24 protein-coding genes and 1 pseudogene are annotated in these 24414 nt (G+C 63.9%); 24 read left to right on the top strand and 1 reads right to left on the bottom strand.

The window, feature by feature from the left end:
* Positions 1–222: 222 nt before the first annotated feature.
* Entirely contained in the window at positions 223–627 is a 405-nt protein-coding gene (locus D6C00_RS02295) for a TusE/DsrC/DsvC family sulfur relay protein (protein ID WP_158675254.1), read from the top strand.
* A 1115-nt stretch (positions 628–1742) separates the two neighbouring features.
* Here the strand turns inward: D6C00_RS02295 and D6C00_RS02290 are convergent.
* Complete coding sequence (locus tag D6C00_RS02290) at positions 1743–2450, bottom strand: hypothetical protein (RefSeq protein WP_125180123.1); 708 nt, start codon at positions 2448–2450, stop codon at positions 1743–1745.
* Between the two features lie 252 nt (positions 2451–2702).
* Between D6C00_RS02290 and D6C00_RS02285 the strand changes: the two genes are divergently transcribed.
* The 23 genes and pseudogenes from D6C00_RS02285 to D6C00_RS02175 all read left to right on the top strand — a co-directional run bounded on the left by D6C00_RS02285 (position 2703) and on the right by D6C00_RS02175 (position 24330).
* Positions 2703–3257, top strand: a complete 555-nt coding sequence (locus D6C00_RS02285) for a DUF2058 domain-containing protein (RefSeq protein ID WP_125180122.1) — start codon at positions 2703–2705, stop codon at positions 3255–3257.
* Between the two features lie 464 nt (positions 3258–3721).
* Positions 3722–5473 carry an AAA family ATPase gene (locus D6C00_RS02280; RefSeq protein ID WP_125180121.1) on the top strand — a complete coding sequence of 584 codons (1752 nt, stop codon included), beginning with the start codon at positions 3722–3724 and terminating at the stop codon, positions 5471–5473.
* A gap of 466 nt (positions 5474–5939) precedes the next feature.
* Entirely contained in the window at positions 5940–6488 is a 549-nt protein-coding gene (locus D6C00_RS02275; RefSeq protein WP_125180120.1) for a flagellar basal body-associated FliL family protein, read from the top strand.
* 9 nt (positions 6489–6497) lie between these two features.
* Positions 6498–7505, top strand: coding sequence for a flagellar motor switch protein FliM (gene fliM, locus D6C00_RS02270; RefSeq protein ID WP_125180119.1), 1008 nt, complete (start codon positions 6498–6500; stop codon positions 7503–7505).
* Between the two features lie 20 nt (positions 7506–7525).
* On the top strand, positions 7526–7960 hold the full coding sequence (fliN, locus tag D6C00_RS02265; RefSeq protein ID WP_125180118.1) for a flagellar motor switch protein FliN: 435 nt from the start codon (positions 7526–7528) through the stop codon (positions 7958–7960).
* Positions 7961–7962: 2 nt separating this feature from the next.
* Positions 7963–8397 (top strand): flagellar biosynthetic protein FliO, encoded by a 435-nt coding sequence (gene fliO, locus D6C00_RS02260; RefSeq protein ID WP_241546896.1) that lies wholly within the window; start codon positions 7963–7965, stop codon positions 8395–8397.
* Positions 8394–9140 carry a flagellar type III secretion system pore protein FliP gene (gene fliP, locus D6C00_RS02255; protein WP_125180116.1) on the top strand — a complete coding sequence of 249 codons (747 nt, stop codon included), beginning with the start codon at positions 8394–8396 and terminating at the stop codon, positions 9138–9140. Before fliO ends, fliP begins: the two co-directional genes overlap by 4 nt.
* A 9-nt stretch (positions 9141–9149) precedes the next feature.
* A complete protein-coding gene (gene fliQ / locus D6C00_RS02250) occupies positions 9150–9419 on the top strand; it encodes a flagellar biosynthesis protein FliQ (protein WP_125180115.1) in 270 nt (89 codons plus the stop codon).
* 11 nt (positions 9420–9430) lie between these two features.
* Complete coding sequence (gene fliR / locus D6C00_RS02245) at positions 9431–10216, top strand: flagellar biosynthetic protein FliR (RefSeq protein WP_241546773.1); 786 nt, start codon at positions 9431–9433, stop codon at positions 10214–10216.
* Positions 10216–11358 (top strand): flagellar biosynthesis protein FlhB, encoded by a 1143-nt coding sequence (gene flhB / locus D6C00_RS02240; protein WP_125180114.1) that lies wholly within the window; start codon positions 10216–10218, stop codon positions 11356–11358. Before fliR ends, flhB begins: the two co-directional genes overlap by 1 nt.
* 101 nt (positions 11359–11459) lie before the next feature.
* Positions 11460–13569, top strand: a pseudogene (gene flhA / locus D6C00_RS02235) (flagellar biosynthesis protein FlhA).
* A 44-nt stretch (positions 13570–13613) separates the two neighbouring features.
* Entirely contained in the window at positions 13614–14930 is a 1317-nt protein-coding gene (flhF, locus tag D6C00_RS02230; protein WP_125180113.1) for a flagellar biosynthesis protein FlhF, read from the top strand.
* A 28-nt stretch (positions 14931–14958) separates the two neighbouring features.
* A complete protein-coding gene (locus tag D6C00_RS02225) occupies positions 14959–15798 on the top strand; it encodes a MinD/ParA family protein (RefSeq protein ID WP_194073931.1) in 840 nt (279 codons plus the stop codon).
* Positions 15795–16523: an RNA polymerase sigma factor FliA gene (locus D6C00_RS02220; RefSeq protein ID WP_125180111.1), complete on the top strand. Its 729-nt coding sequence runs from the start codon at positions 15795–15797 to the stop codon at positions 16521–16523. Before D6C00_RS02225 ends, D6C00_RS02220 begins: the two co-directional genes overlap by 4 nt.
* A 216-nt stretch (positions 16524–16739) precedes the next feature.
* Positions 16740–17132 carry a chemotaxis response regulator CheY gene (cheY, locus tag D6C00_RS02215; protein WP_096366045.1) on the top strand — a complete coding sequence of 131 codons (393 nt, stop codon included), beginning with the start codon at positions 16740–16742 and terminating at the stop codon, positions 17130–17132.
* Between the two features lie 22 nt (positions 17133–17154).
* Complete coding sequence (locus tag D6C00_RS02210) at positions 17155–17910, top strand: protein phosphatase CheZ (protein ID WP_125180110.1); 756 nt, start codon at positions 17155–17157, stop codon at positions 17908–17910.
* A gap of 40 nt (positions 17911–17950) precedes the next feature.
* Positions 17951–20023: a chemotaxis protein CheA gene (locus tag D6C00_RS02205; protein ID WP_125180109.1), complete on the top strand. Its 2073-nt coding sequence runs from the start codon at positions 17951–17953 to the stop codon at positions 20021–20023.
* A 35-nt stretch (positions 20024–20058) separates the two neighbouring features.
* On the top strand, positions 20059–21138 hold the full coding sequence (locus tag D6C00_RS02200; RefSeq protein WP_125180108.1) for a protein-glutamate methylesterase/protein-glutamine glutaminase: 1080 nt from the start codon (positions 20059–20061) through the stop codon (positions 21136–21138).
* A 163-nt stretch (positions 21139–21301) separates the two neighbouring features.
* Positions 21302–22132 (top strand): ParA family protein, encoded by an 831-nt coding sequence (locus D6C00_RS02195; protein ID WP_125180107.1) that lies wholly within the window; start codon positions 21302–21304, stop codon positions 22130–22132.
* Positions 22129–22881: a chemotaxis protein CheW gene (locus D6C00_RS02190; protein ID WP_125180106.1), complete on the top strand. Its 753-nt coding sequence runs from the start codon at positions 22129–22131 to the stop codon at positions 22879–22881. The genes D6C00_RS02195 and D6C00_RS02190 overlap by 4 nt, the downstream gene beginning before the upstream one ends.
* 106 nt (positions 22882–22987) lie before the next feature.
* The gene (locus D6C00_RS02185; RefSeq protein ID WP_125180105.1) at positions 22988–23464 is read left to right on the top strand and encodes a chemotaxis protein CheW; all 477 of its coding nucleotides are present in this window, start codon (positions 22988–22990) and stop codon (positions 23462–23464) included.
* Between the two features lie 276 nt (positions 23465–23740).
* The gene (locus D6C00_RS02180; RefSeq protein WP_125180104.1) at positions 23741–23920 is read left to right on the top strand and encodes a hypothetical protein; all 180 of its coding nucleotides are present in this window, start codon (positions 23741–23743) and stop codon (positions 23918–23920) included.
* Positions 23917–24330, top strand: a complete 414-nt coding sequence (locus tag D6C00_RS02175) for a DUF2802 domain-containing protein (RefSeq protein WP_125180103.1) — start codon at positions 23917–23919, stop codon at positions 24328–24330. Before D6C00_RS02180 ends, D6C00_RS02175 begins: the two co-directional genes overlap by 4 nt.
* Positions 24331–24414: the final 84 nt, after the last annotated feature.

The raw sequence follows: 24414 nt of genomic DNA, 5'->3' as shown, positions 1-24414 counted from the left end.
TCCGCCCGGCGGGCATTGAGACCTCGGAAATCTGTTCTAGACTCAGGGAAGGTTGATCTGACGGGAGCAGTGTTATGGAAAAAGGGATTGGTAACAACTGAGAATCCTTCTCGCTATCGCTATCAGTTGTCACCGACTCCTTTTCACTCCCTTTTTCACTCACGCCACCAGCTAAGCCACACAAAAGCGCCTTAGCTGTAATATGAAATGAGGAACCCTGAAATGATTGATAAAAAATCAAGCGATGATCAATATAGAGATTCTATAGAATCAATGGATGTCAGTGTTGATACTGATATTGGTAGCCAGAGTCGCACACAGCGGGAAGAGGAATTAAAACGCTGGGATGAAGACCAGGCGCGGCGCCTGGCCAGCGAGCAGGGTGTGGAGCTAGGCGAAGACCACTTTAAGGTCATTCATTTATTACGCGACTACTACCTGGAAAACGGTTTAGCTGAAAGCGGCCGTGAGCTCGAAGAAATGCTTGATAATGAATTTTCCAGCCAGGGCGGGGTTAAATATCTGCATAAGTTGTTCCCGGAAGGCCCGGTTACTCAGGGTATGCGTTTTGCCGGCCTGCCAGTTCCTGCGTATAGTGAGGATGAAGGATTCGGTACTGCCCGTTAGTCTTTTTCACCAGACCTGACTCCTTTCCACTGAGGGGGTGCAGGGAGAGATTTTCCCCTGCGTGCCCGTCCGGTAGGGCGGGTCGGCGCGAATTAGCCTCATTGAAATCTGCGTTGCTGGGCTTTGTATGTCTGCTTTATAAAGACTCGGCAAAATTGCCTCAGGTCTTCTGTAGGGCGGTGGCAGGGGATTTAGGTAACCGAATAAACTTTCGTCTCACTCCGCTTCTGGTCGAAAAGCCGCCAGTCATTTTTCTGAATCACAGCCTATAGTATTTGCACGGGGAATCCTGGCTTAATTATTTCGTGCCTGAATGCATGGATTCACACTTTCGTGAGAATGACGAGAGTGCATACTAATCAGTATTGGCCTGGGGTATAACCTTCTCTCAACCTACCCGTCACGCATGGCTGAAGGGATCGGTGCCAGGCGAGAATGATTGCGCTTTGTTGCCGACCAAATCTTCAGCTTTGATTTATTTTAATATTTATAATCAGTTGCATGAATTCTGTCCGTGAGTAGGACTATATCTTACAGGCAGTTACGCCTGATTTTCCGCCTTGAACAGTCGTTCCCCGGCATGAAAGTAATCCTGAAAGCAGTATGTTGACATGTGTCGCTGACAGCGGCGTTTGCCACGCCGGGTAGGAAGCCTCGCCTGAGGCAGTTTGGAAGCGCTTACAATGGGATGCTCGAGGACCGACAGCGACGCATCCGGGAGGGAACAGCCATGCATGTAAAAACGCGTCGAGTCCATATGGGTTGCGGTGAATCGCTGATATCGCGTCACATCTGTCTGTTGCGGCCGCGCACCCCACGCGCTCGCAAGGAGTCAGCAGGCCGTGCCGATAATCCGGTGCCCCTGTTTCTCACAAGTCCGCATCGAAAATAGACTGGTTGTCCCGCGAGGAAAAAGGGTTGGTGAGGAAGGGTACCAACTTAGCCGTCATTGCGAGCATAGCGTGGCAATCGCATACTGCAGGATCAACTGGTTTGGAGATTGCCGCGTCACTTTGTTCCTCGCAATGACGAGGCTTATTTGGCTTAAGGTAAGTGCCATTCGAGTCGGCGACAACTCAAAGAAGAAATGATTTTCTTTTGTCACCGGCTCCTTATTATTTGTCGCTTACTAAATCTGAGCTGACCTGAAGCGTCAGTGTGAGTTTGCCGGCGAAGTGCGCATCCACTTCAATTTTTCCGGCAGATTCCCTTATCCCCGCTCCCGCGATTTCACCGCGATTGATCAGGCTGACCGTTGCCCTGTCCGCGGGGTAATCCAGCCGGAAACTCATACGCATCGGGTAATAGCCATCCAGAAACCGCCGGTAGAAGGGGCCGTGTCTGAGGTGGTACTCGCCTTCGTGTGCGCCCTCGGTCATGCGTTTGCTCAGGCTCAGGCACAGCCGGGCACCGCGCTGGATGTCCTGTAGCTGGACCGAGTGGCCGTCCACCCGGGCCCGACCGATGTTGCTGTGGCTGCGGATGCGGATGCGGTCGATCCGGCCCGGTCGGTAGACGATTTCCAGGTTCGGCACCGGGTCGAGGTTCTCGTGACACTGTTCGACCCGGACCCGGCCGCTGGCAAGGGAGTCGGCGCTGATGCGCAGCCGGTTGACGAGGCGGTACAGATCCTTCGGGGGCGGAGTGTGGATCAGCGCCAGGGTGTCGTCGTAGGGGGTGACGGCGTCGGTTTCATCCTCCAGCAACCAGGCGTCGTCGTTGGGTGGGGCACCGGCCGGGGAGGGGAGCAGCAATAACAGTAATGCCGTCAGCTGGAACAGGCAGGACAGTGGTGTCAGCGGCTGGCTGAATTGCGGTAACACGTTCACAACCTCGCGGTGTCATGGGCTGGGCTGAACAACTTCAGGCTTGACAGGGATGCATCGGCAATTCCCGGGACAGAATACCCTTAATTCCTAGCACACCGAGACAATGCTTGTAGTATTAAAATACTGTCCCCGAATTTCCCTTGGTCTGGCCGGTGCGCAGACTGAACTGCACGACGGGACACCGCCGGGTTAGAATGGCCGCGATTGTAGGCATGACACGAATTTTGAAACACAGAGGCAGGACCGATGGGAAATTCTTTCGGCGATCAGTTTCTCAGGGCCGGGCTGGTAGACAAGTCCCGGCTCGAGAAGGCAAAAAAGTCCAAGCGCAAGCAGCAGAAGCTGAAACAGAAGCAAAAGGTCGAGGTGGTCGACGAGTCCGCCAAGGCCGCCGAGGCGGCACGCAAGGCCGCGGCGGAGGCGGCGGAGCGCGATCGTGAACTCAACCGCCAGCAGCAGGCGGCGGCCGAGGCTCGGGCGATCCAGGCCCAGGTCCGCCAGCTGGTGGAACAGAACCGGCTGACGGATGCCGGAGGCGATGTCGTCTACAACTTTCAGGACGGCACCGCGATCAGAAGTCTTCATGTCGCGGAGAGCATCCGCGACAGGCTGGCGCGCGGTCAGCTGGCCATCGTCCGGTTCGATGCAGGCTATGCAATGGTAACCGCGGAGGTGGCGGAGAAAATCGGACAGCGCGATGCGGCTTGTATCGTCAGTCAGGCTGACAGCCGGCCGGAAGCCGGAGAGGGTGAGGACGACCCCTACGCGGACTACAAGGTGCCAGATGACCTGATGTGGTAGCCGCGCAAGTCCACGCCCGCAACCGGCCACCTGCATACCTGTTCCTGATGTCCAAGGGAGCGCATGCGGAAAGGGCATACTGTCGTCGCAGACAGACAGTTGAACAGGCTTTTCGATCAGGCAGTTATCCATTCTGTGCCGGTGGGCTGTCGTCGCATGGCGATAATCTGCGGTAGCTGCAAATGGGTAGGCACTCTCCTGGGGTGGTGTAGTTGTTTGAGGTTACAGGATAAATACGAGTGGCGTACCGATCTGGTACAAGGCCTGCAATGAAGAGGATAAAACAGATTGCCAAGCGGCGATTCCTTGCCGACAAGCCGACGTCATCGGGATTGATAGCGGCAACGTCAAGCTGTTGATCATGGTCTGTCCCGCGGCTGGCATCGAGTACAGCTTCAAGCCGGGGGCCATTCAAGGTGGTGGGCCATGCGGGCTCCTGGTTATTCCTCCTATGGAAAACAAAGATGAACAAGGAATTACTGGTCCGGCACGGCACGGCATTCACGCTTAATCCGGACTCCGCTCCGATGTTTCCCAGCCATGCCCATCAGGCCGCCGTCGACCGCCTGATCGCCGGTTTGCGCCTGGGTAGTAGGTTGCAGTATCTCAGCGGTGCGCCCGGCAGCGGCAAGAGTACTGTATTGCTGCATTTCCTGAAGACAATGCAGTCACTGAGGGGCGTCTATATCGCGCTTGTCAGCGCCGGCGACATGGTCCGCCGCGTCCTCATGGAACTCGACCTGGTCGTGCCCAGGAACCTCGATCGGAGCCCCGACGCGCTGTTCCGGGAACTTCGGGTACAGATGGCCGCCAAAAGCAATCCAATCCTGCTGATCGATAAGGTGGAGAATCTTCCGATAGCGGATTTGAAGAGCCTCAATCTGCTTTCAGACAAGCTCTCACTTCCGGTGATACTGGCCGGCAACTGCGACTTTGCCCGTGTGGCGCAGGACTTCGACACCGACAAATCATTTGTGAGCGGGCGGATCCACCGGCTCGACGCCCTGGATGGCGAGGAGACTGCGCAATATATCCGCAGCCGGCTCGAGTATTCCGGGCTCGACGAGCCGTTTATACCGGAAGACGTACTACAGCGGATTTACCGGTACAGCAAAGGCAACCCGAGGCTCATCAATCTGATCTGCAACAAGGCCCTCATTCTTGTCGGCCTCAGGGATCTGCCCCGAGTGACGTCGGAAGTGGTGGACGAAGTCGTGCGCAATCGCCGTGCCGGCGGTACTTTTCCCCTGGCGGGCGATATCGAGGTGGACGGGGGGCGGATCGCCGCAGCCGAAGACAGCCATGACCGCGGCAACTTCCGGCCTTCCTGTTCCGGGCCTGTGATACCTGGCGTGCTCCCGGCCGGGGCGGATGATACGGCCAGCGAAGCCCCGCAGGTCCGGGCCGGCACTGGAAACGATCCAAATGCCGGTAGGGTTGTTCCGACGAAATCCACGGCAGTCTCTGGCAGTACAGGGCACTGGCGCCCTGGCTGGCTCGGCTTCGGGCTGGCAACCTGCGTTACGGTGATCGTTCTGCTCAATTCGCCTGACCTCGATCGGCCACGGAGCCTGGGGGGCGAATCCACGCAGACGGTTGCACAACCGGGAGAGACCGGTTGGAACGGCGCGGCGGTGGCTCTGGCGCTGGTGCAGCAGGAGACGCTGAACGATGCAATGGTCTTTGATGCCCGGGGCATCGGTACCGTTGTACTGACGGAACCGCCCGAGGCGAAAGGGGCAGCGGCGCCCGCGGTCACTACGGACCCGGCGGCAGGCGAGAGCCGGCAGGCGGAACCCGCCGCCACCCGAAAGCGTATCCAGGAAGATACCGATCGCCCGCAGTCGCCCACAACCGAGACCCCCGCTGTGAGCGAGGGGTTAAGCAAGCACAGGCAACCTCATGCGTCTGCACACCAGCATAGGGAGGAGGCCGGCGAAGCGACGGGGTCGCGGCCCGATACCGCGTCCGGTGGGGCGAGCCGTAAGTCACACGGGTCAGATGTGGCCGGCTCGCGGGATGAGGCCTACGCCGCCAGCGAGTCCGGCGGGGTGAGTCCTAAGCCGCAGGGCCCAGATGCTACCGACTCGCGGGCTGAGGTCTCCGCCACCGCTGGGACCGGGATGCCCGACGATGGCGAGGATCTGCCGCCGGTGATCGAGCGTGGCATTCAGGCCCGGCCCACTGATGTTCCTCCCCGGTTGTCGTCCAACTAGGGAACCTCTGATTAATTAAAACCCCGTCATTGCGAGCGAAGCGTGGCAATCTCGTAGTGTGAAATCAACCAGTTGGAGATTGCCGCGTCGCTTCGCTCCTCGCAATGACGTAATTAATCAGAGGTTACCTAGTATTTCCACGAACGGTATGCCGGTTCCCGGCACAGGCAGCATCCGGGAATCCAGGCTGCTGTTCCCGCCTGTTCCTTGCCGATCTTTTATCAATCCCCAGTTCCACACTTGACAACCCCTGGACTTGGCAAAGCCATACCCAGGCACGCATCCTGCGCCCACTGGCCCGGTGCCGGGAAACCGGCTGGCGGTTCGCCGGGAAAGCGTCAATCCGCTGTCGATGTGATTTTTAATCTTTCTATCCAGCTGAATATAAAGAATAAATAAATTCCCCTGCCCGTGGCACAGGACTTGCTTATGCCTGTGCAGACACTCACGGGCACAAGGTACGGGCATGGCTGAGGAAGATCTCGATCTGGATGTGGACACCACGGAGACGGCGTCGGGCGGGGGCCTGAAAATCGTCATCATCGCCGTTGTCGTGGTCCTGTTGCTCTCCAGCGCACTGCTGGCCGGGCTCTATTTCACCGGCGTGCTGGGGGGTGGTGCGGGGCAGGGCGGCGATCAGGCTGCCGGCGCGGACGGCGCGCCCTCCGCACAGGCCAGCGCCCCTGCCAGCGGCGGGCCGATCATCTACCAGCCGCTGGAGCCGCCGTTCGTGGTCAATTTCGGGCGTGAGGCCGATGTGCGCTTCATGCAGATCACCATCCAGGTCGCCGACCGCGACCCCCAGGTGATCGAGCGGATCAAGGAACACTCGCCGGCCATCCGTAACGGCCTGGTGATGCTGTTCAGCAGCCAGGACCCGGAACTGCTCAATACCCGTGAGGGCAAGGAGCAGCTGCGTCAGGACGCCTTGAACGAGGTGCGCAGCGTGCTCGAGCGGATGACCGGACAGGGACGGCTGGAAGATCTCTACTTCACCAGCTTTGTCATGCAATAGGGGTAGTGCGTGAACGATCTGCTCTCACAGGAAGAAATCGACGCGCTCCTGCACGGAGTCGGCAGCGGCGACATCGAGACCGAGGCCGATGACGGCGGCGGCGACGGGGAAGCGCAGAACTACGACTTCACCAGCCAGGACCGCATCGTCCGCGGGCGCATGCCCACGCTGGAGATGATCAACGAGCGTTTCGCCCGTTATTTCCGCATTTCGCTGTTCAACATGCTGCGCCGTCAGGGCGAGATCTCGGTCGGCGGCGTGCAGATGCTCAAGTTCGGCGAGTACATCCACAGCCTGTTCGTGCCGACCAGCCTGAACCTGGTCAAGATCAATCCGCTGCGCGGCACCGCCCTGTTCGTGTTCGACCCCAAGCTGGTGTTCAGCGCGGTGGACAACTACTTCGGCGGCGACGGCCGCTTTCACACCAAGATCGAGGGCCGCGAGTTCACGCCCACCGAGCAGCGTGTGATCCAGCGCATGCTGGACCGGGCCTTCGAGGATCTGTTTCAGGCCTGGCGGCCCGTGCTGCCGGTGGAGTTCGAATACCTCAACCACGAGGTCAATCCGCAGTTCGCCAACATCGTCAGCCCCACCGAGGTGGTGGTGGTCTCCACCTTCCACATCGAGCTGGAAGGCGGCGGCGGGGCCCTGCATATAACGCTGCCGTACTCCATGGTCGAGCCCATTCGCGACCTGCTCGACGCCGGCGTGCAGAGTGACCGCAGCGACGTGGACGAGCGCTGGCGCATCGCGATCAAGGAAGAGATGAAGGACGCCGAGGTGGAGCTGTCCTCGCAGCTGGCCGAGACCACCATCACCTTCCGCGAGCTGATGGAGATGCAGCCCGGGGACGTGATTCCCATCGACATGCCGGAAACCATTCTGCTGCGCTCGGAGGAGATCCCGCTGTTCCGCGGCCGCCTGGGCAGCACCAACGGCAACAAGGCCGTGAAGATACTCGACAAGGTGAACCAGACGGCGATGGTTCCCCTGAACAACGTGATAGACAAGAGCTGAGTGCGTGACGGGAGACAGCAATGAGTGACGATCAGGAAAACATCGACCAGGAAAACGTCGATCAGGGCGCGATGGCCGATGAATGGGCCGCCGCGCTGGCCGAGCAGGACGACGACGGCGGTCAGCCCCAGGAGCAGGTGAAGAAACCCGAGCTGGATCAGTTCGAGAGCGGCGCGGTGCCGGCCGGCAACGAGGACGCGAACCTGGACCTGATCCTGGACATCCCGGTGAACATCGCCATGGAGATCGGGCGGACCAAGATCAGCATCCGCAACCTGCTGCAGCTCAACCAGGGCTCGGTGGTGGAGCTGGACCGCCTGGCCGGCGAGCCCATGGATGTGCTGGTCAACGGCACCCTGGTGGCCCACGGCGAGGTGGTGGTGGTCAACGAGAAATTCGGTATCCGCCTGACCGACGTGGTCAGCCCGGCGGAACGGGTAAAGAAGCTCAAGTGAAAATGAATTCCGTGCGCGTGCTCTCATTCCTGTTGCTGTTGTGCCCGCCGGCGCTGTGGGCGGACGACAGCCAGAAGGCCGCCGAGGGGCTGAACGATCCCATGGCCTGGTCCAACCTTCTGCAGGTGCTGCTGGGGCTGATTGCCGTCATCGCCCTGATGCTGGTCTTCGCCTGGCTGATGCGGCGCATGTCCGGCGTGCAGGGCGGTACCGCCGGCGCCCTGCGGGTGCTCGGCGGCATGTCCATGGGCGCGCGCGAGAAGGTGGTGCTGATCCAGGTGGGCGAGACCCAGCTGGTGCTCGGGGTCGCCCCCGGCCGGGTGCAGACCCTGCACGTGCTGGAGAAGAACATCGAGCCTCCGACGGGGGAGGGCGCGGGCATGAACAGCTTCGCCCGTAACCTGCAGCAGGCACTCAGCCGGGGCCGTGTGTCATGAAACTGCGCGCTCTGATCAGCCTGCTCCTGTTGCTGCTGCCGGCGGTCTCGCTGGCCGAGCCGGGCATCGCCGCCTTCCAGATGGAGAGCAATCCGGACGGCAGTGAGACCTATTCCATCAGCATCCAGGTGCTCGCCATCATGACGGCGATCACCTTCCTGCCGGCGGCGCTGATGATGATGACCTCCTTCACCCGCATCCTGATCGTGCTGTCCATCCTGCGCCAGGCGCTGGGCACCATGCAGACGCCCTCGACCCAGATCCTGATCGGCCTGTCACTGTTCCTGACCTTCTTCATCATGGTGCCTGTGTTCGACGAGGTCTATGTCGAGGCGGTGCAGCCTTATCTCAATGAAGAGATGGCGCCGGGCGAGGCGCTGGAGCGGGCCGCGCAGCCCTTCCATGCCTTCATGCTGGCGCAGACGCGCGAGTCGGATCTGGAGACCTTCTCCGACATCGCCCGCGCCGAGCCGGTCGAGCGCGCCGAGGACGTGCCCTTCTCGCTGCTGCTGCCGTCGTTCGTCACCAGTGAGTTGAAAACGGCATTCCAGATCGGCTTTCTGATCATGATTCCCTTCCTGGTCATCGACTTGGTCATCGCCAGCCTGCTGATGTCCATGGGCATGATGATGCTCTCGCCCATGATCATCTCGCTGCCGTTCAAGATCATGCTGTTCGTACTGGTCGACGGCTGGTCGCTGATCATGGGCACGCTTGCCTCCAGTTTCTACATCGCCAGCTAGGAGTCGGACATGACGCCGGATACCGTAATCACCGTCGGGCAACAGGCCATGTACATCACCGTCCTGCTGGCCGGTCCGCTGCTGATCGCTTCCCTGATGGTGGGTCTGGTCATCGCCATGTTCCAGGCCGCCACCCAGATCAACGAAATGACCCTGACCTTCATCCCCAAGCTGGCCGCAATCGTGGTGGTGCTGCTGCTCGCCGGTCCCTGGCTGCTGCGCAGCCTGCTCGATTTCACCACCAACCTCTACCACAGCATCCCGGCGCTGATCGGCTGACATCCCGAGCCATGGCCACGCCCCTGCTCTTCACCACCAGTCAGATCGCCGGATGGATCGGCGAATTCGTCTGGCCCTTCATGCGCATCGGCGCGATGCTGATGGTGATGCCGGTGTTCGGCGGCCGGCTGGTGCCGGCGCGGGTGCGGGTGCTGATGGCGGTGGTACTGGCCGCGGTCATGCTGCCGGTGATCCCGCCGGTGCCGGCGGTCGACCCGCTCAGCGCCGAGGCGGTGGCCATCGCCGTGCAGCAGCTGCTGATCGGGCTGGTCATGGGCTTCATGCTGCAGCTGGTATTCAGCGCCCTGGTCATCGGGGGCCATGCCATCGCCATGAGCATGGGCCTGGGCTTCGCCTCCATGGTGGATCCCCAGAACGGGGTGAACGTGCCCGTCATCGGCCAGTATTACGTCACCCTGGCCACGCTGCTGTTCCTAGCCCTGGATGGGCACCTGGTCCTGATCAGCGTGCTGGCCGAGAGCTTTCACCAGCTGCCGATCGCCGCCCACGGCCTGTCGCGCGACGTCTTCTGGACCCTGGCCAACTGGGGCACCCGGATGTTCGCCGGCGGTATCCTGATCGCCGTGCCGGCGCTGATCGCACTGATGCTGACCAACATCGCCTTCGGCGTGGTCTCGCGCGCTGCGCCGCAGCTCAACGTCTTCGGTGTGGGTTTCCCCGTCACCCTGACCTTCGGCTTCGTGGTCATCTATCTGACCCTGTCCAATCTGCTGCCGCAGTTCCAGACACTGCTCACCGATGCCTTCACGCTGCTGTCGAGTCTGGAGGCGGGCTGATGGCCGAGAACGAGAATGGTCAGGAACGCACTGAAGAGCCCACCACCAAACGGCTTGACGATGCCCGCCGCAAGGGCCAGATCCCGCGGTCGCGGGAACTCAACACCCTGATCATGCTCACGCTCGGCGCGCTGACCTTTATGGTCATCGGCGAGACCATGATCAACCAGTTCTCCGAGCTGATGCATACGGGTCTGGCCTTCGAGCGGCGCGACGTGTTCAACACCGAGGCCATGTTCCAGGCCATGGATGTGGCGCTCGGGACCGGCCTGACCATCGTGCTGCCCTTCCTGGTGGTCACTGTGGTGGCGGCGATCGCCTCCTCCATCGCGCTGGGCGGGCTGTCCTTCAGCCTGCAGGCGATGGCGCCCAAGCCGGAGAAGCTCAACCCCATCAAGGGAATGGGACGCCTGCTCGGGGTCAAGGGCCTGGTCGAGCTGGGCAAGGCCCTGGGCAAGCTGATCCTGGTCACCATCGTGGCGCTTATCCTGTTCCACACCTTCTTCGACGACATGCTCTACCTGGGCCGGCAGACGCCCAAGCAGGCCATGACCAACGGCGGCGAGATACTGCTGTGGTGCTTCCTGTTCCTGAGCCTGGGGTTGATCTTCGTTGCCGCCATCGACGTGCCCTTCCAGCTGTGGGACCACAGGCGCCAGCTCAAGATGACCAAGCAGGAGGTCAAGGATGAGATGAAGGACACCGAGGGCAAGCCCGAGGTGAAGCGGCGCATCAAGCAGGCCCAGTACGAGATCGCTTCGCGGCGCATGATGGAGGCCGTGCCTGAGGCCGACGTGGTCATCACCAACCCGACCCATTTCGCCGTGGCGCTGAAATACGACGATGCGGCCATGCGCGCCCCGCGGGTGGTGGCCAAGGGCCGGGGCGTCATTGCTGCCGAGATCCGCAAGCGGGCGCTGGACAGCAACGTGGCCCTGTTCCAGGCGCCGCCGCTGGCGCGCGCGCTGTATTTCAGCACCGACCTGGATCAGGAGATCCCGGCCGGCCTCTATTACGCCGTGGCCCAGGTGCTGGCCTATGTGTTCCAGCTGCGCACCGCCACCAGCTATGGCGGTGCGACGCCACCCGATCCCGGCGACATCGAGGTGCCTGACGAGTATTACCACCCGCCGGCGGAGTGATCCGGTATTCCCCTCTCCCCGAGGGGAGAGGGGAATAAAAAGTGGTAAAGAAGGTTGCATAGCCTGATACCAGCGACTGAAAACAGACACAGCGAGACGATATGGAACAGGTACTCAATACCCTGAAGGAAATGGTCCGCAACGGCCTGGGGGCGCCCGTCCTGCTGGTGCTGATGCTGGCCATGGTGGTGGTGCCGCTGCCGCCGCTGGGGCTGGACATGCTGTTCACCTTCAACATCTCGCTGTCGCTGATCGTGCTGATGGTCACCGTCTATGCCATGCGGCCGCTGGATTTCGGCATCTTCCCGACCGTCCTTCTGATCGCCACCCTGATGCGGCTGGCGCTGAACATCGCCTCCACCCGGGTGGTGCTGCTGGAAGGGCATACCGGCACCGACGCCGCCGGCAAGGTCATCGAGGCCTTCGGCGAGTTCGTCATCGGCGGCAACTATGCCGTCGGCCTGGTGGTGTTCGCCATCCTGGTGATCATCAATTTCGTGGTGGTGACCAAGGGTGCCGGGCGCGTCTCCGAGGTCAGCGCCCGCTTCACCCTGGATGCCATGCCCGGCAAGCAGATGGCCATCGACGCCGATCTCAACGCCGGCCTGATCAGCCAGGACGAGGCCCGGCGCAAGCGCGAGGACATCACTTCCGAGGCCGATTTCTACGGCTCCATGGACGGTGCCAGCAAGTTCGTGCGCGGCGATGCCATTGCCGGCATCCTGATCCTGTTCATCAATATCCTGGGCGGGCTGGGCATCGGCATGCTGCAGCACGGCATGGCCTTCGGCGATGCCATGCGCAACTACACCCTGCTGACCATCGGCGACGGCCTGGTCGCGCAGATCCCCTCGCTGGTGCTCTCCACCGCCACCGCCATCATCGTCACCCGGGTCAACAGCTCCCAGAACATGAGCAACCAGGTGCTCAGCCAGCTGTTCGAGAACCCGGCCTCGCTGGGCGTGACCTCCGGCGTGATCGGACTGCTGGGCCTGGTGCCGGGCATGCCCAATTTCGCCTTCCTGACCCTGGCCGCCATCGGCGGCGCGGCCACCTGGTGGCTGAGCCAGCGCCGGCGTCAGCCGGTGGCCGAGGAGGCCCCGACCGAGGAACCGGAGACCCCGTCGGAGCAGCGCGACCTGAGCTGGGACGACGTCGCCCCGGTGGATATCATCGGCCTCGAGGTCGGCTATCGCCTGATCCCGCTGGTGGACCGCAATCAGGGCGGTCAGCTGATGGACCGCATCAAGGGCGTGCGCAAGAAGCTCTCGCAGGAACTGGGTTTCCTGATCCAGCCGGTGCACATCCGCGACAACCTGGATCTGGGCCCGGGCGCCTACCGCATCACGCTGAACGGGGTGCCGGTGGGCGAGGGCGATATCCAGCCCGAACGCGAACTGGCCATCAACCCGGGTCAGGTCTACGGCAGCGTACCCGGCACCGCCACCACCGAACCCGCCTTCGGCCTGGAGGCGGTCTGGATCGATCCCGATCAGCACGACAATGCCCAGACCCTGGGTTACACCGTGGTCGACGCCAGCACCGTGGTGGCCACCCATCTGAGCAGTCTGCTGCAGCAGCACGCCAGCGAACTGCTCGGCCACGAGGAGGTCCAGCAGCTGCTCGATACCCTGGCCCGCAACTCGCCCAAGCTGGTCGAGGACCTGGTGCCCAAGACCCTGCCGCTGGGCACGGTGGTGAAGGTGCTGCAGAACCTGCTCGAAGAACGCATCCCCATCCGCGACATGCGCAGCATCGCCGAGACACTGGCGGAGCATGCCGGCCGCACTCAGGATGCGCAAAATTTGACGGCGTCGGTACGGGTCGCCCTGGGCCGTTCCATTGTCCAGCATATCAATGGATTGCAGCATGAACTTCCAGTCATTGCTCTGGACCCGTCGCTGGAACAGATATTGCTACAGTCCCTTCAGGGCCCACCAGGAAGGGGGCGCCGGCTTCGAGCCGGGACTGGCGGAACACCTGCACCAGACCCTGGCCAACCGGACCCAGCAGCAGGAGATGAACGGTCAGCCGGCCGTCCTGCTGGTGGCCCCGCCGGTCCGCAACTGGCTGGCGCGGCTGTTCCGGCACAGCATCCCCGGCCTGCATGTACTGGCCTATGACGAGGTGCCGGACAACAAGCAGATCAAGGTGGTCGCCACCGTGGGCCAGGCCCCGGCGGGACTGCAGCAGCAGGCGGCGCCGGCCTGAACCGGGCCGGCCTGACGAACTAGAGCGGGCGTGAGGACACAGACATGAAGATAAAACGATTCTTCGCTCAGGACATGCGGCAGGCGATCCGCAAGGTGCGCGATGAGCTGGGCGCCGATGCCGTGATCCTGTCCAACCGCAAGCTGGAGCGGGGGATCGAGATCATCGCTGCCATCGACTATGACGAATCGCTGGTCGCGAACAGTGCCGGCCCGGCCGCTGCCGCCGAGGCGGACGCACCACGCGAGGCCGCCGCCGAGGGCGCCGGGACCTATGATGCCCGTGCCCGTTACAGCGAAGCCCAGGCCGGCGAGACACCGGCACCGGTGGCCGGACCGGCTCCGACCCGCCCGGCCGTGCAGGCGGGCGCCGAATCCCGCCCCCAGGCCCGCAACCCCCTGGCCGACATCGAATGGGACCACGATCCGGCCATCATCGAGATGCGGCGCGAGATCCAGGAGATGCGCGGCCTGCTGGAGAACCAGCTGGCCCATCTGGCCTGGGGCGAGCTCAACCGCCGGCGCCCGGCCGAGGCCGCCGTCCTGCGCCGGCTGAGCGCGCTGGGCCTGCCCTCGAATCTGTGCGCCGAGTTGGCCGAGGCTGCCGGCGAGAGCCGCGACCCGGAACAGGGCTGGCGCCGCGCGCTCGGTCTGCTGGCGCAGCGTCTGCCGGTGACCGACGATGACATCCTCAGCCAGGGCGGCATCGTCGCCCTGGTCGGCTCCACCGGCGTGGGCAAGACCACCACCGTGGCCAAGCTCGCCGCCCGCTATGCCCTGCGTCACGGGCCGCGCAGCGTGGCTTTGGTGACCACTGACAGCTACCGCATCGGCGCTCACGAGCAGCTGTTCACCTACGGCCGCATCCTCGGCGTGCCGGTACAGGTCGCCGCCGATCACAACGAGCTGCACACCACCCTGCAGAGCCTGCGTGACAAGCGCCTGGTGCTGATCGATACCGCCGGCATGAGCCAGCGTGACCTGCGCCTGAGTGAGCAGTTCACCACCCTGCGCGAGGCCGGCATGCCGATCCGCAGCTATCTGGTGATGTCGGCCACCACCCAGGCCGAGGTGCTGGAGGAAGCGGTCCGCGCCTTCAATCAGGGCCGGCTGGACGGCTGCATCCTGACCAAGGTCGATGAGGCCGCCGGCCTTGGCGGCGCGATATCTGTTATAGCCGGGCATCAGCTGCCGCTCGCCTACGTCGGCGACGGCCAGCGCGTGCCCGAGGATCTACACCCCGCACGGGCCCAGAACCTGGTCAACCGTGCCATCTCTCTCCAACAACAAGCCGGACAGGAAACCCATGACGATACCCTTGCAGAACGTTTCGGCGCACTGGCAGCCAACGGCCGTGTCTAGAATGGATCAGGCGGCAGGACTGCGCAGCATGGCCCAGCCCAAACCGGTTCGCGTCATTGCCGTCACCAGCGGCAAGGGCGGCGTGGGCAAGACCAATGTCTCGGTCAACCTGGCCGTGGCGCTGGCCGACAGCGGCCGCAATGTCATGCTTATGGACGCCGATCTGGGCCTGGCCAATGTCGATGTCATGCTCGGCCTGCACCCCGAATACGACCTCTCTCACGTCATCGACGGCAGCCGCACGCTGGAGGAGGTCATCGTGCCGGGGCCGGGCGGGCTGCAGATCGTGCCCGCCGCCAGCGGCACCCAGCAGATGGCCCAGCTCAGCCCGGCCGAGCACGCCGGCGTGATCCGTGCCTTCAGCGAACTGAGCCAGCCGCTGGATACCCTGATCGTGGATACCGCCGCCGGTATCGCCGACAGCGTGGTCAGCTTCGTGCGCGCCTCGCAGGAAGTGATCGTGGTGGTGTGCGACGAGCCGGCCTCCATCACCGACGCCTATGCCCTGATTAAGGTGCTCAACCGCGACCACGGTGCCCAGCGCTTCCGGGTGCTGGCCAACATGGCCCACAGTGCCCAGGAGGGCCGGGACCTGTTCAACAAGATCTCGCGCGTGACCGAGCGCTACCTCGATGTCACCCTCGATTTCATGGGCGCGGTGCCCTATGACGATTATCTGCGCAAGGCCATCAAGCGCCAGAAGCCGGTGGTGGACGCCTACCCGCGTTCGCGTGCCGCGATGGCCTTCAAGAATCTCGCCCAGAAGGCTGACAACTGGCCGATCCCGACCGGGGCGGCCGGCCATCTGGAGTTCTTTGTGGAACGATTGATCACCTCCAGCAGTGGACAGATGGAGGTCCTGCCATGAATGGAGCAGCCATGTACGCAACGACACAGGAACGTGGACAGGACGAGCTGGTCAACCAGCACGCGCCCCTGGTCAAACGGATCGCCTATCACCTCATGAGCCGGCTGCCGCCCAGCGTGCAGGCCGACGACCTGATCCAGGCCGGCATGATCGGCCTGCTGGAGGCGGCCAAGAACTACGACCCCTCCCAGGGTGCGAGCTTCGAGACCTATGCCGGCATCCGCATCCGCGGGGCCATGCTCGACGAGATCCGCCGCACCGACTGGACCCCGCGTTCGGTGCACCGCAAGGCGCGCCAGGTGGCCGAGGCGGTGCGCGAGATCGAGAACGCCGTGGGCCGGGATGCGCGCGACCACGAGGTGGCCGAGGCGCTGGGCATCGGCCTGGATGAATATCACCGCATCCTGCAGGACGCCACCGGCGCACGCATGTTCAGCTTCGAGGACCCGGGCGCGCTCGGTGACGAGCAGGAGGCCAGCAAACTGGAGCAGCCCAATGAGCCGCTGGATAACCTGCAGCACGAGGACTTTCAGGGCGCGCTGGCCGAGGCCATCGCCGGCCTGCCGGAGCGCGAGCGCCTGGTGATGTCGCTGTACTACGACGAGGAACTGAACCTGCGCGAGATCGGCGAGGTGCTCGGGGTATCGGAGTCGCGCGTGTGCCAGATCCACGGCCAGGCCCTGATCCGGCTGCGCGCGCGCATGGGTGAGTGGGTCGCGAGCTGACGGGCGCGGCGCGCCCGTCATTGCGAGCAAAGCGCGGCAATCCCTTAACGCAGCATGAGCCGTTTGGAGATTGCCGCGGCGCTTCGCGCCTCGCAATGACGAGAGTAACTAAGCAAATCGCCGTACCGGCCGCTATGGCCAGCAGGATGAAAACGGACTGAATGTCGCGGCGATTGCGGCCGCCGGCAGGCACTGGACGACTATCGGGAGGTCGTGTTGGACAAGAACATGAAGATCTTGATCGTGGACGATTTTTCCACGATGCGACGGATCATCAAGAACCTGCTTCGGGATCTTGGCTACAACAATACCCACGAAGCGGATGATGGCACCACCGGACTGCCCATGCTGCAGTCGGGCGATTACGAGTTCCTGATCACCGACTGGAACATGCCGGGCATGACCGGCATCGACCTGCTCAAGGCCGTGCGTGCCGACCCCAAGCTTGCCAGCCTCCCGGTGCTGATGGTCACGGCCGAGGCCAAGAAGGAGCAGATCGTCGAGGCCGCCCAGGCCGGCGTGAACGGCTATATCGTCAAGCCCTTCACCGCCGTGACTCTCAAGGAGAAGATCGAGAAGATCTTCGAGCGTCTCGGCACATCGGCCTGAGCAGAACCGGCGGGGGATATTAATGACAGAACAAAACATGATGGCCGACCCGGACACCATCGCCATGGCGCGCGAGCTGGTCAGCGAGCTGGAGGCCGGCAACGAGCTGGCGGTCAACGACCTGCTGGATACCCTGTCGCGCAAACGCGAGCAGGGCCTGTTCGTGGAACTGGGCAAGCTCACCCGCGAGCTGCACGAGGCGCTGAACAACTTTCACCTCGACTCGCGCATCGCCACCCTGACCGAATCCGACATTCCCGATGCCAAGGAGCGGCTCAACCATGTCATCAGCATGACCGAGGAGTCGGCGCACAAGACACTGAATGCCGTCGACCAGAGTCTGCCCATCGCCGGGGAACTGGAGCAGCGGGCCACCGAGCTGCACGACAAGTGGAGCCGGTTCCGGCAGAAGAACATGGAGCTGGAGGAGTTCCGCGCCCTGGTGCCGGAGATCGACAGCTTCCTGGAACTGACCACGCGCCACGCCGGCACGCTCAACACCAATCTCTCGGAAGTGATGATGGCGCAGGGTTTTCAGGATCTGACCGGGCAGATCATCCGCCGGGTGATCAACCTGGTCACGGAGGTGGAGGACAATCTGGTCCATCTGGTGCGCATCTCCGGACAGCATTTCAAGGACACCGTTGCCGAGGCGGAGTCCGCGGACAAGGACATGTCCAGGGGCTACGGTCCGCAGGTGCCCGGCGTGGACGCCGGCACGGAGGTGGTCAACAGCCAGGACGACGTGGATGAACTGCTCTCCAGTCTGGGCTTTTGAGCCGAGAGTGCAGGGACAGGAAGGCTGAAGGAATACTGCTATGAGTCTCGATCCCAACGACGACATACTCCAGGACTTCCTGGTCGAGGCCGGCGAACTGCTGGAGCAGCTCAACGAGCAGCTGGTCCAGCTCGAGCGCAGCCCGCAGGACAAGGATCTGCTCAACGCGGTGTTCCGCAGTTTCCACACCATCAAGGGCGGGGCCAGTTTCCTCGGCCTGGATAACCTGGTCACCATCTGTCACACCTCCGAGGATGTGTTCAACATCCTGCGCAACGGCGAGCGCGTCGCCGACGCCACCCTGATGGACGCTGTCCTCAGGGCCGTGGACGTGGTCAACGGCATGTTCGCCGAGATCCAGGGCGGCGAGGAGCCGGGTGCGGCCGACCCGGAACTGGTCACGCTGCTCAACTCCTATGCCAAGCCCCAGTCCGAGGACGCCGCGCCGTCAGCCGCGTCCGCGCCCCAGGCCCCTCCAGCCGCGGGCGGCGATGCCACGGACGACGAGTTCGAGAGCATGCTCAATGCAGCGCAGGGCGGCGGCAACGCCGATCAGGCCGCCGGGGCGCCGGCCGCCGGCGGCGACGAGATCACCGACGACGAATTCGAGGCCCTGCTGGATCAGCTCCACGGGGCCACGGGCGCCCCGGGCCGGGATGCCGCGGCGGCGGACACACCGCCGCCCGCCGACAACGCCGGCGCGGGCGGGCCCGCGGCCGGGGGTGGCGGCGAGCTGATCACCGACGACGAATTCGAGGCCCTGCTGGATCAGCTCCACGGCAAGGGCGCGGCGCCGGCCGGCGACGGCGACACCGCCGTGGCCAGCGCACCGGCCGCCGCCCGGGCGGCGGCGAAGCCGGAGGCAGCCGCGCCCGCGGCCGAGGCGAAGGCGGCACCGGCCAAGACCCCCGCGCCTCAGGCCGAGACCTCGGTGCGCGTGGACACCCGGCGTCTGGACGAGATCATGAACCTGGTCGGCGAACTGGTGCTGGTGCGCAACCGCCTGGCCACGCTCAAGCAGAACCTGGGTCAGGACAAGACCGCCAGCAACGAGGAGATCAGCAAGGCCGTGGCCAACCTGGACGTGGTCACCGCCGACCTGCAGACCTCGGTGATGAAGACCCGGATGCAGCCGATCAAGAAGGTGTTCGGCCGCTTCCCGCGCGTGGTGCGCGATCTGGCCCGGGCCATGGACAAGGAAATCAACCTGGAGATGCAGGGCGAGGAAACCGACCTGGACAAGAACCTGGTCGAGGCCCTGGCCGACCCGCTGGTGCACCTGGTACGCAACGCCGTCGACCACGGCATCGAATCGCCCGAGGAACGGGTGGCTGCCGGCAAGCCGCGCGCCGGCACCGTGATCCTGGCCGCCGAGCAGGAGGGCGATCACATCCTGCTGTCCATCGAGGACGACGGCAAGGGCATGGACCCGGACGCGCTGCGGCGCAAGGCGGTGGAGAAGGGGCTGATGGACGAGGAGGCCGCCGCCCGCCTGGACGATCACGATGCCTACAACCTGATCTTCGCCCCCGGCTTCTCCACCAAGACCGAGATCTCCGACATCTCCGGCCGCGGCGTGGGCATGGATGTGGTCAAGACCCGCATCGGCCAGCTCAACGGCAGCGTGGAGATCGACTCGCGCCTGGGTCGCGGCTCGCGTCTGAGTATCCGGGTGCCGCTTACGCTGGCCATCATGCCCACCCTGATGGTGGTGCTGGGCAACCAGCCCTTCGCCCTGCCGCTGGCCAGCGTGATCGAGATCTTCGACCTGGACATCAGGCAGACCAACGTGGTCGACGGTCAGCTGGTGGTGCGCATGCGCGAGAAGGCCATCCCGCTGTTCTATCTGCGCACCTGGCTGGTCAAGGACTGCTACAGCCTGAGCGATGAGGAAAAGACCCGGGGCCATGTGGTGCTGGTCAGTGTCGGCAGCCAGCGGGTCGGTTTCGTGGTCGATGAGCTGATCGGCCAGGAAGAGGTGGTGATCAAGCCGCTCACGGCCATGCTCAACGGCATGCCGGGTTTTGCCGGCGCCACCATTACCGGCGACGGCCGCATCGCCCTGATCCTGGATGTGCCCAGCCTGATGCGCAAGTACGCGCGCCATATCTGAGCCCGGCCGGGCAACCCGCACAAGGAACACACAACGTGTCTCTCGCCAACAAGGAAAATACGGCCTCCCGTCTCCGCGTCCTGGTGGTGGACGACTCGGGCTTTTTCCGCCGCCGCATTGTCGAGATCCTGGAGGGGGACGCCAAGCTCGAGGTCGTCGGCACCGCCGCCAACGGCCAGGAGGCCGTGCGCCAGGTGCTGGCGCTCAAGCCTGACGTGGTCACCATGGACATCGAGATGCCGGTCATGGACGGCATCACCGCGGTGCGCCGCATCATGGCGCTGCGTCCCACCGCCGTCCTGATGTTCTCCTCGCTGACCTACGAAGGCGCCCAGGCGACCCTGAATGCGCTGGAAGCCGGCGCGCTGGATTTCCTGCCCAAACGCTTCGACGAGTTCTCCCGGGACAAGGAAGAGGCCAAGCGCACCCTGCGCAACCGGGTGCGTGCCATCGGCCTGGAGGGCCTGCGTATGCAACAGGCCCCGGCCGCCCGGCCGGCGCCGGCGCCGGCGCCGGCGCCGGCGCGGATGCAGCCGCCGGTGCGGCGCGGCGACTTCCGTCTGGTGGCGATCGGCAGCTCCACCGGCGGACCGGTCGCGTTGCAGCAGGTGTTGAGCGGATTGCCGGCCGGCTTTGCCGTACCGATTCTGCTCATTCAGCACATGCCGGCCAGTTTCACCCCGGCCTTTGCCGAACGGCTCAACCAGCAGTGCCGGATCCAGGTCAAGGAGGCCGAGGACGGCGAGGCGCTGCAACCGGGTGTGGCCTATCTCGCGCCGGGCGGTCGCCAGCTGGCGGTGGAAAGCCAGGGTGCGCGCGTGATCCTGCGGGTGTATGACGATCCGGCCCAGCATTACCGGCCGTGCGTGGACCAGGCCTTCAGTTCCGTGGCCGCCGCCTTCCATGCCAGGGTGCTGGCCATCGTGCTTACCGGCATGGGCGCCGACGGGCGCGAAGGGGCGCGCAAGCTCAAGCAGGGCGGGGCGAGCGTCTGGGTGCAGGACGAAGCCAGCTGCGTCATCTACGGCATGCCGGGGGCGGTCGCCGAGGCCGGCCTGGCCGACGAGGTCCTGCCGCTGGGCCAGATCGGCGCGCATCTTGCAAGTTCCGTATAAGGCAGGGGGCGGCCCTGCACCATCGTCATCCCGGCGCAGGCCGGGATCCAGAAACCGCGGTGGTCAATGGATTCCGGCCTGCGCCGGAATGACGGAAGAATTCAAAGGTCGGATGACCGTCGGGGCGATATTGCCGAAATTCCTGTAACCAGAAACCTGAGCAATGAAAAAGATCTGGGCCGTCGCCAATCAGAAGGGCGGGGTGGGCAAGACCACCACCGCCGTCACCCTGGCCGGGCAACTGTCCGCCGAGGGCGAACGGGTATTGCTCATCGACCTGGATCCGCACGGCTCCCTGACCACCTATTTCGGGCATGACCCGGATGCCATCGAACTGTCGGTCTACACCCTGTTCAAGGACCGTGCCGATAAACGTGCGCAACCGCGCTACGACCAGGTGCTGGTCGCGACCGCCTTCGACAATCTCTCCCTGCTGCCGGCTTCCACCGCCCTGGCCACGCTCGACCGCCAGCTCGGGGCCGAGGAGGGCATGGGCCTGGTCATCGCCCGCACCCTGCAGGACCTGGCGGATCGCTTCGATTACGTGTTCATGGACTGCCCGCCCATGCTGGGCGTGCTGATGGTGAACGCCCTGGCCGCCTGCGACCAGCTGCTCATCCCGGTGCAGTGCGAGTTCCTGGCGCTGAAGGGTCTGGAACGGATGCTGCACACCCTGGAGATGATCGCCCGCGCCCGCGGCGACAGCCCGGCGCACCTGATCGTGCCGACCATGTACGACCGTCGCACGCGCGCCTCCGGCGAGGCGCTGGATGTGCTGCGCCAGCGTTATCCCGACCGCCTGTGGCAGGAGGTGATCCCGGTCGACACCCAGTTCCGCGAGGCCAGCAAGACCGGCAAGCCGTTGTCGCTGTCCCAGCGCAGCGCCCGCGGTGCCCGTGCCTATGCCCGGCTGCTCGATTTTCTGCTGCAGCGTGCGAGCGCGGATGAGGCGGCAGGCGAACCCACCCCAAGGCAGGACCAGGCATGGGCATGAAGGAATCCTCATCCACCCGGGTCCAGACCCGCAGTGTCGAAGACAACCTGGTCATGCTCGACCAGCAGCTCGCACTCGGCGCCTATCTGAACGCACTGCTCACCCCGGCGCCCGAGGCCGCACCGGTGTCCGAACCCGAGCCTCCGCCCGCGCCCGCGGAGACCGCGCCGGAACCGGTCCCGGTCGTCGCACCGGCACCGGCGCCGCCCGTGGTCGAGCCGACGCCTGCGCCTGCACCCGAACCCGAGCCCGTACCGGAGCTGGCCGGGGCGGTGCAGCCCGACTGGGCCGAGGGCGAGTTCCAGTGCCTGCTGTTCCAGGTCGCCGGTCTCACCCTGGCCGTGCCGCTGGCCCGGCTCAGCGGTGTGGCGCCCTGGGACGATGAGGCCGTGACCGAAATGCCCAATCACAGCACCTGGTTCCTGGGGCTGCGCGAGCACCAGGGGCTGCGCGCGCGGCTGGTCGATGTGGCCGCCGTGGTGCTGCCGGCGGACAAGTATGCCGGATTGGCGCCGGCCGACAGCCGCCGGCTGGGCAAGGTGGTGATGATCGACAACAACCGCTGGGGCCTGGCCTGCGACGAGGTCGGCGAGGTGATCACCCTGAGCCGGGACGATGTGAAGTGGCGTACCGAAATGGGCCGGCGGCCCTGGCTGGCCGGGACCGTGATCGAGCACATGTGCGCCCTGCTGGACACCGACGCCCTGGCCCGGATGCTGGCCGGGGCAGGGCCGGAAACGGGCGAGTGACGGGTGCTGGCACGATAAATGCAAATTCAAGTTATGGGTCAATCGTGACGACTGAAGATTGACAGCCCCGGTTCCGGCCGGGGGGAACCCGAATCAGAGGCGAACCATGAACCAGGCTGCACAGAGCGTTGACGAGAAGCATTTCCAGTGTGTGACCTTCCGCCTGGCGGACGAGGTCTACGGCATCAATGTGATGCTGGTTCAGGAGGTCCTGCGCTGGACCGAGATCGCACCGGTGCCCGGCGCCCCGGACTATGTGCTGGGCATCATCAACCTGCGCGGCAACGTGGTGACGGTGATCGACACCCGGCTGCGGCTGGGTCTGCCCCCGCGCGAGCCGGACGACTCCTCACGCATCGTGATCATCGAGGCCGAGCGCCAGGTGGTCGGCATCCTGGTCGATTCCGTCGCCGAGGTAATGGATCTGAACAGTTCCGAAATCGATTCCGCCCCCAACGTGGGCAATGACGAAAGCTCCAAGTACATCCAGGGCGTGGCCAGCCGTGACGGCAACCTGCTCATCCTGATCGATCTCAACAAGCTGCTGACCGATGAGGAATGGATGGAGCTGATGGCCTTGTAACTGAAACCTGCATATCTCACCGGGCGGCCAACGGCTGATGCGCGGTGTGGTGCAACCTGGGATGGAGTCAGGCGTGATGAGGCAAGGACAAGCGATAACAGGAGGAGGCCGCCGTTGGCCTATCGCGGTTCAGACTTGTCTTCGCGCCCGTGGACTTGCTCTTCAGTCAAGAGGTAGTGGTGACTACCTCTTTCCTTCCAGAGCTGCGTCTACGAACACGAATCCTGCGCCTGCTCCCGCGATCCCGGCAAGATATGCAGGTTAAGGTGATCACCGATGGCGGACATTGGAAAGGTTCCATCTCCGTCACCGTTCGACCGGGTGCAGCCCGGGGAGCGGATCAAGGACCGTGACGGTTCGGGCAAACGCCGCGACAAGGACGAAAACCGTTCACGGGACAAACAGGACAGGCGCCGCGACGGCGACGACGGACACCGGATAGACGAGTACGCATGAACATCGAAATCATCGGCATCGGCATCGGCATTCTGGCACTGCTCTGGGCGGTCTCCCTGATCGGACTGCTGCGTGCCCAGCGGCGTCAGCGCCGCGAGCTGCAGGCTCTGCAGGAGCGGCTGACCGGGCGCGAAGCCGACCTTGATGCCCTGCGCGGCGATCTGACCGCCCTGACCCGGGCCTCGGTGGGGGCGGGTGATCACCTGGTGCAGGTCGAACACCGGGTGCGCCGGCTCAGTGAGCGCCAGAATCAGACCGAGATGCGTGCCGTCGGCGACCGACCCTACCAGCAGGCCATACAGCTGGTCCAGGGCGGCGCCGACGCCGAGGAACTGGTCAGGCAGTGCGGCCTGACCCGCGGCGAGGCCGATCTCATCGTGATGATGCACGGTGCGGCCAGGGCGAGTTGATCTTGAGACGCAATCCAGCAGGATTCCCATGGCCGTCCTTCCGGGCGGCCTTTTTGATTCCGGGCAGTAAAAACCGCTCTGGTC

Origin of the sequence: Thiohalobacter thiocyanaticus, from assembly GCF_003932505.1 — a bacterium.
GTDB classification, from domain to species: Bacteria; Pseudomonadota; Gammaproteobacteria; order Thiohalobacterales; family Thiohalobacteraceae; genus Thiohalobacter; species Thiohalobacter thiocyanaticus.
This window is presented reverse-complemented; position numbering and strand designations above follow the sequence as displayed.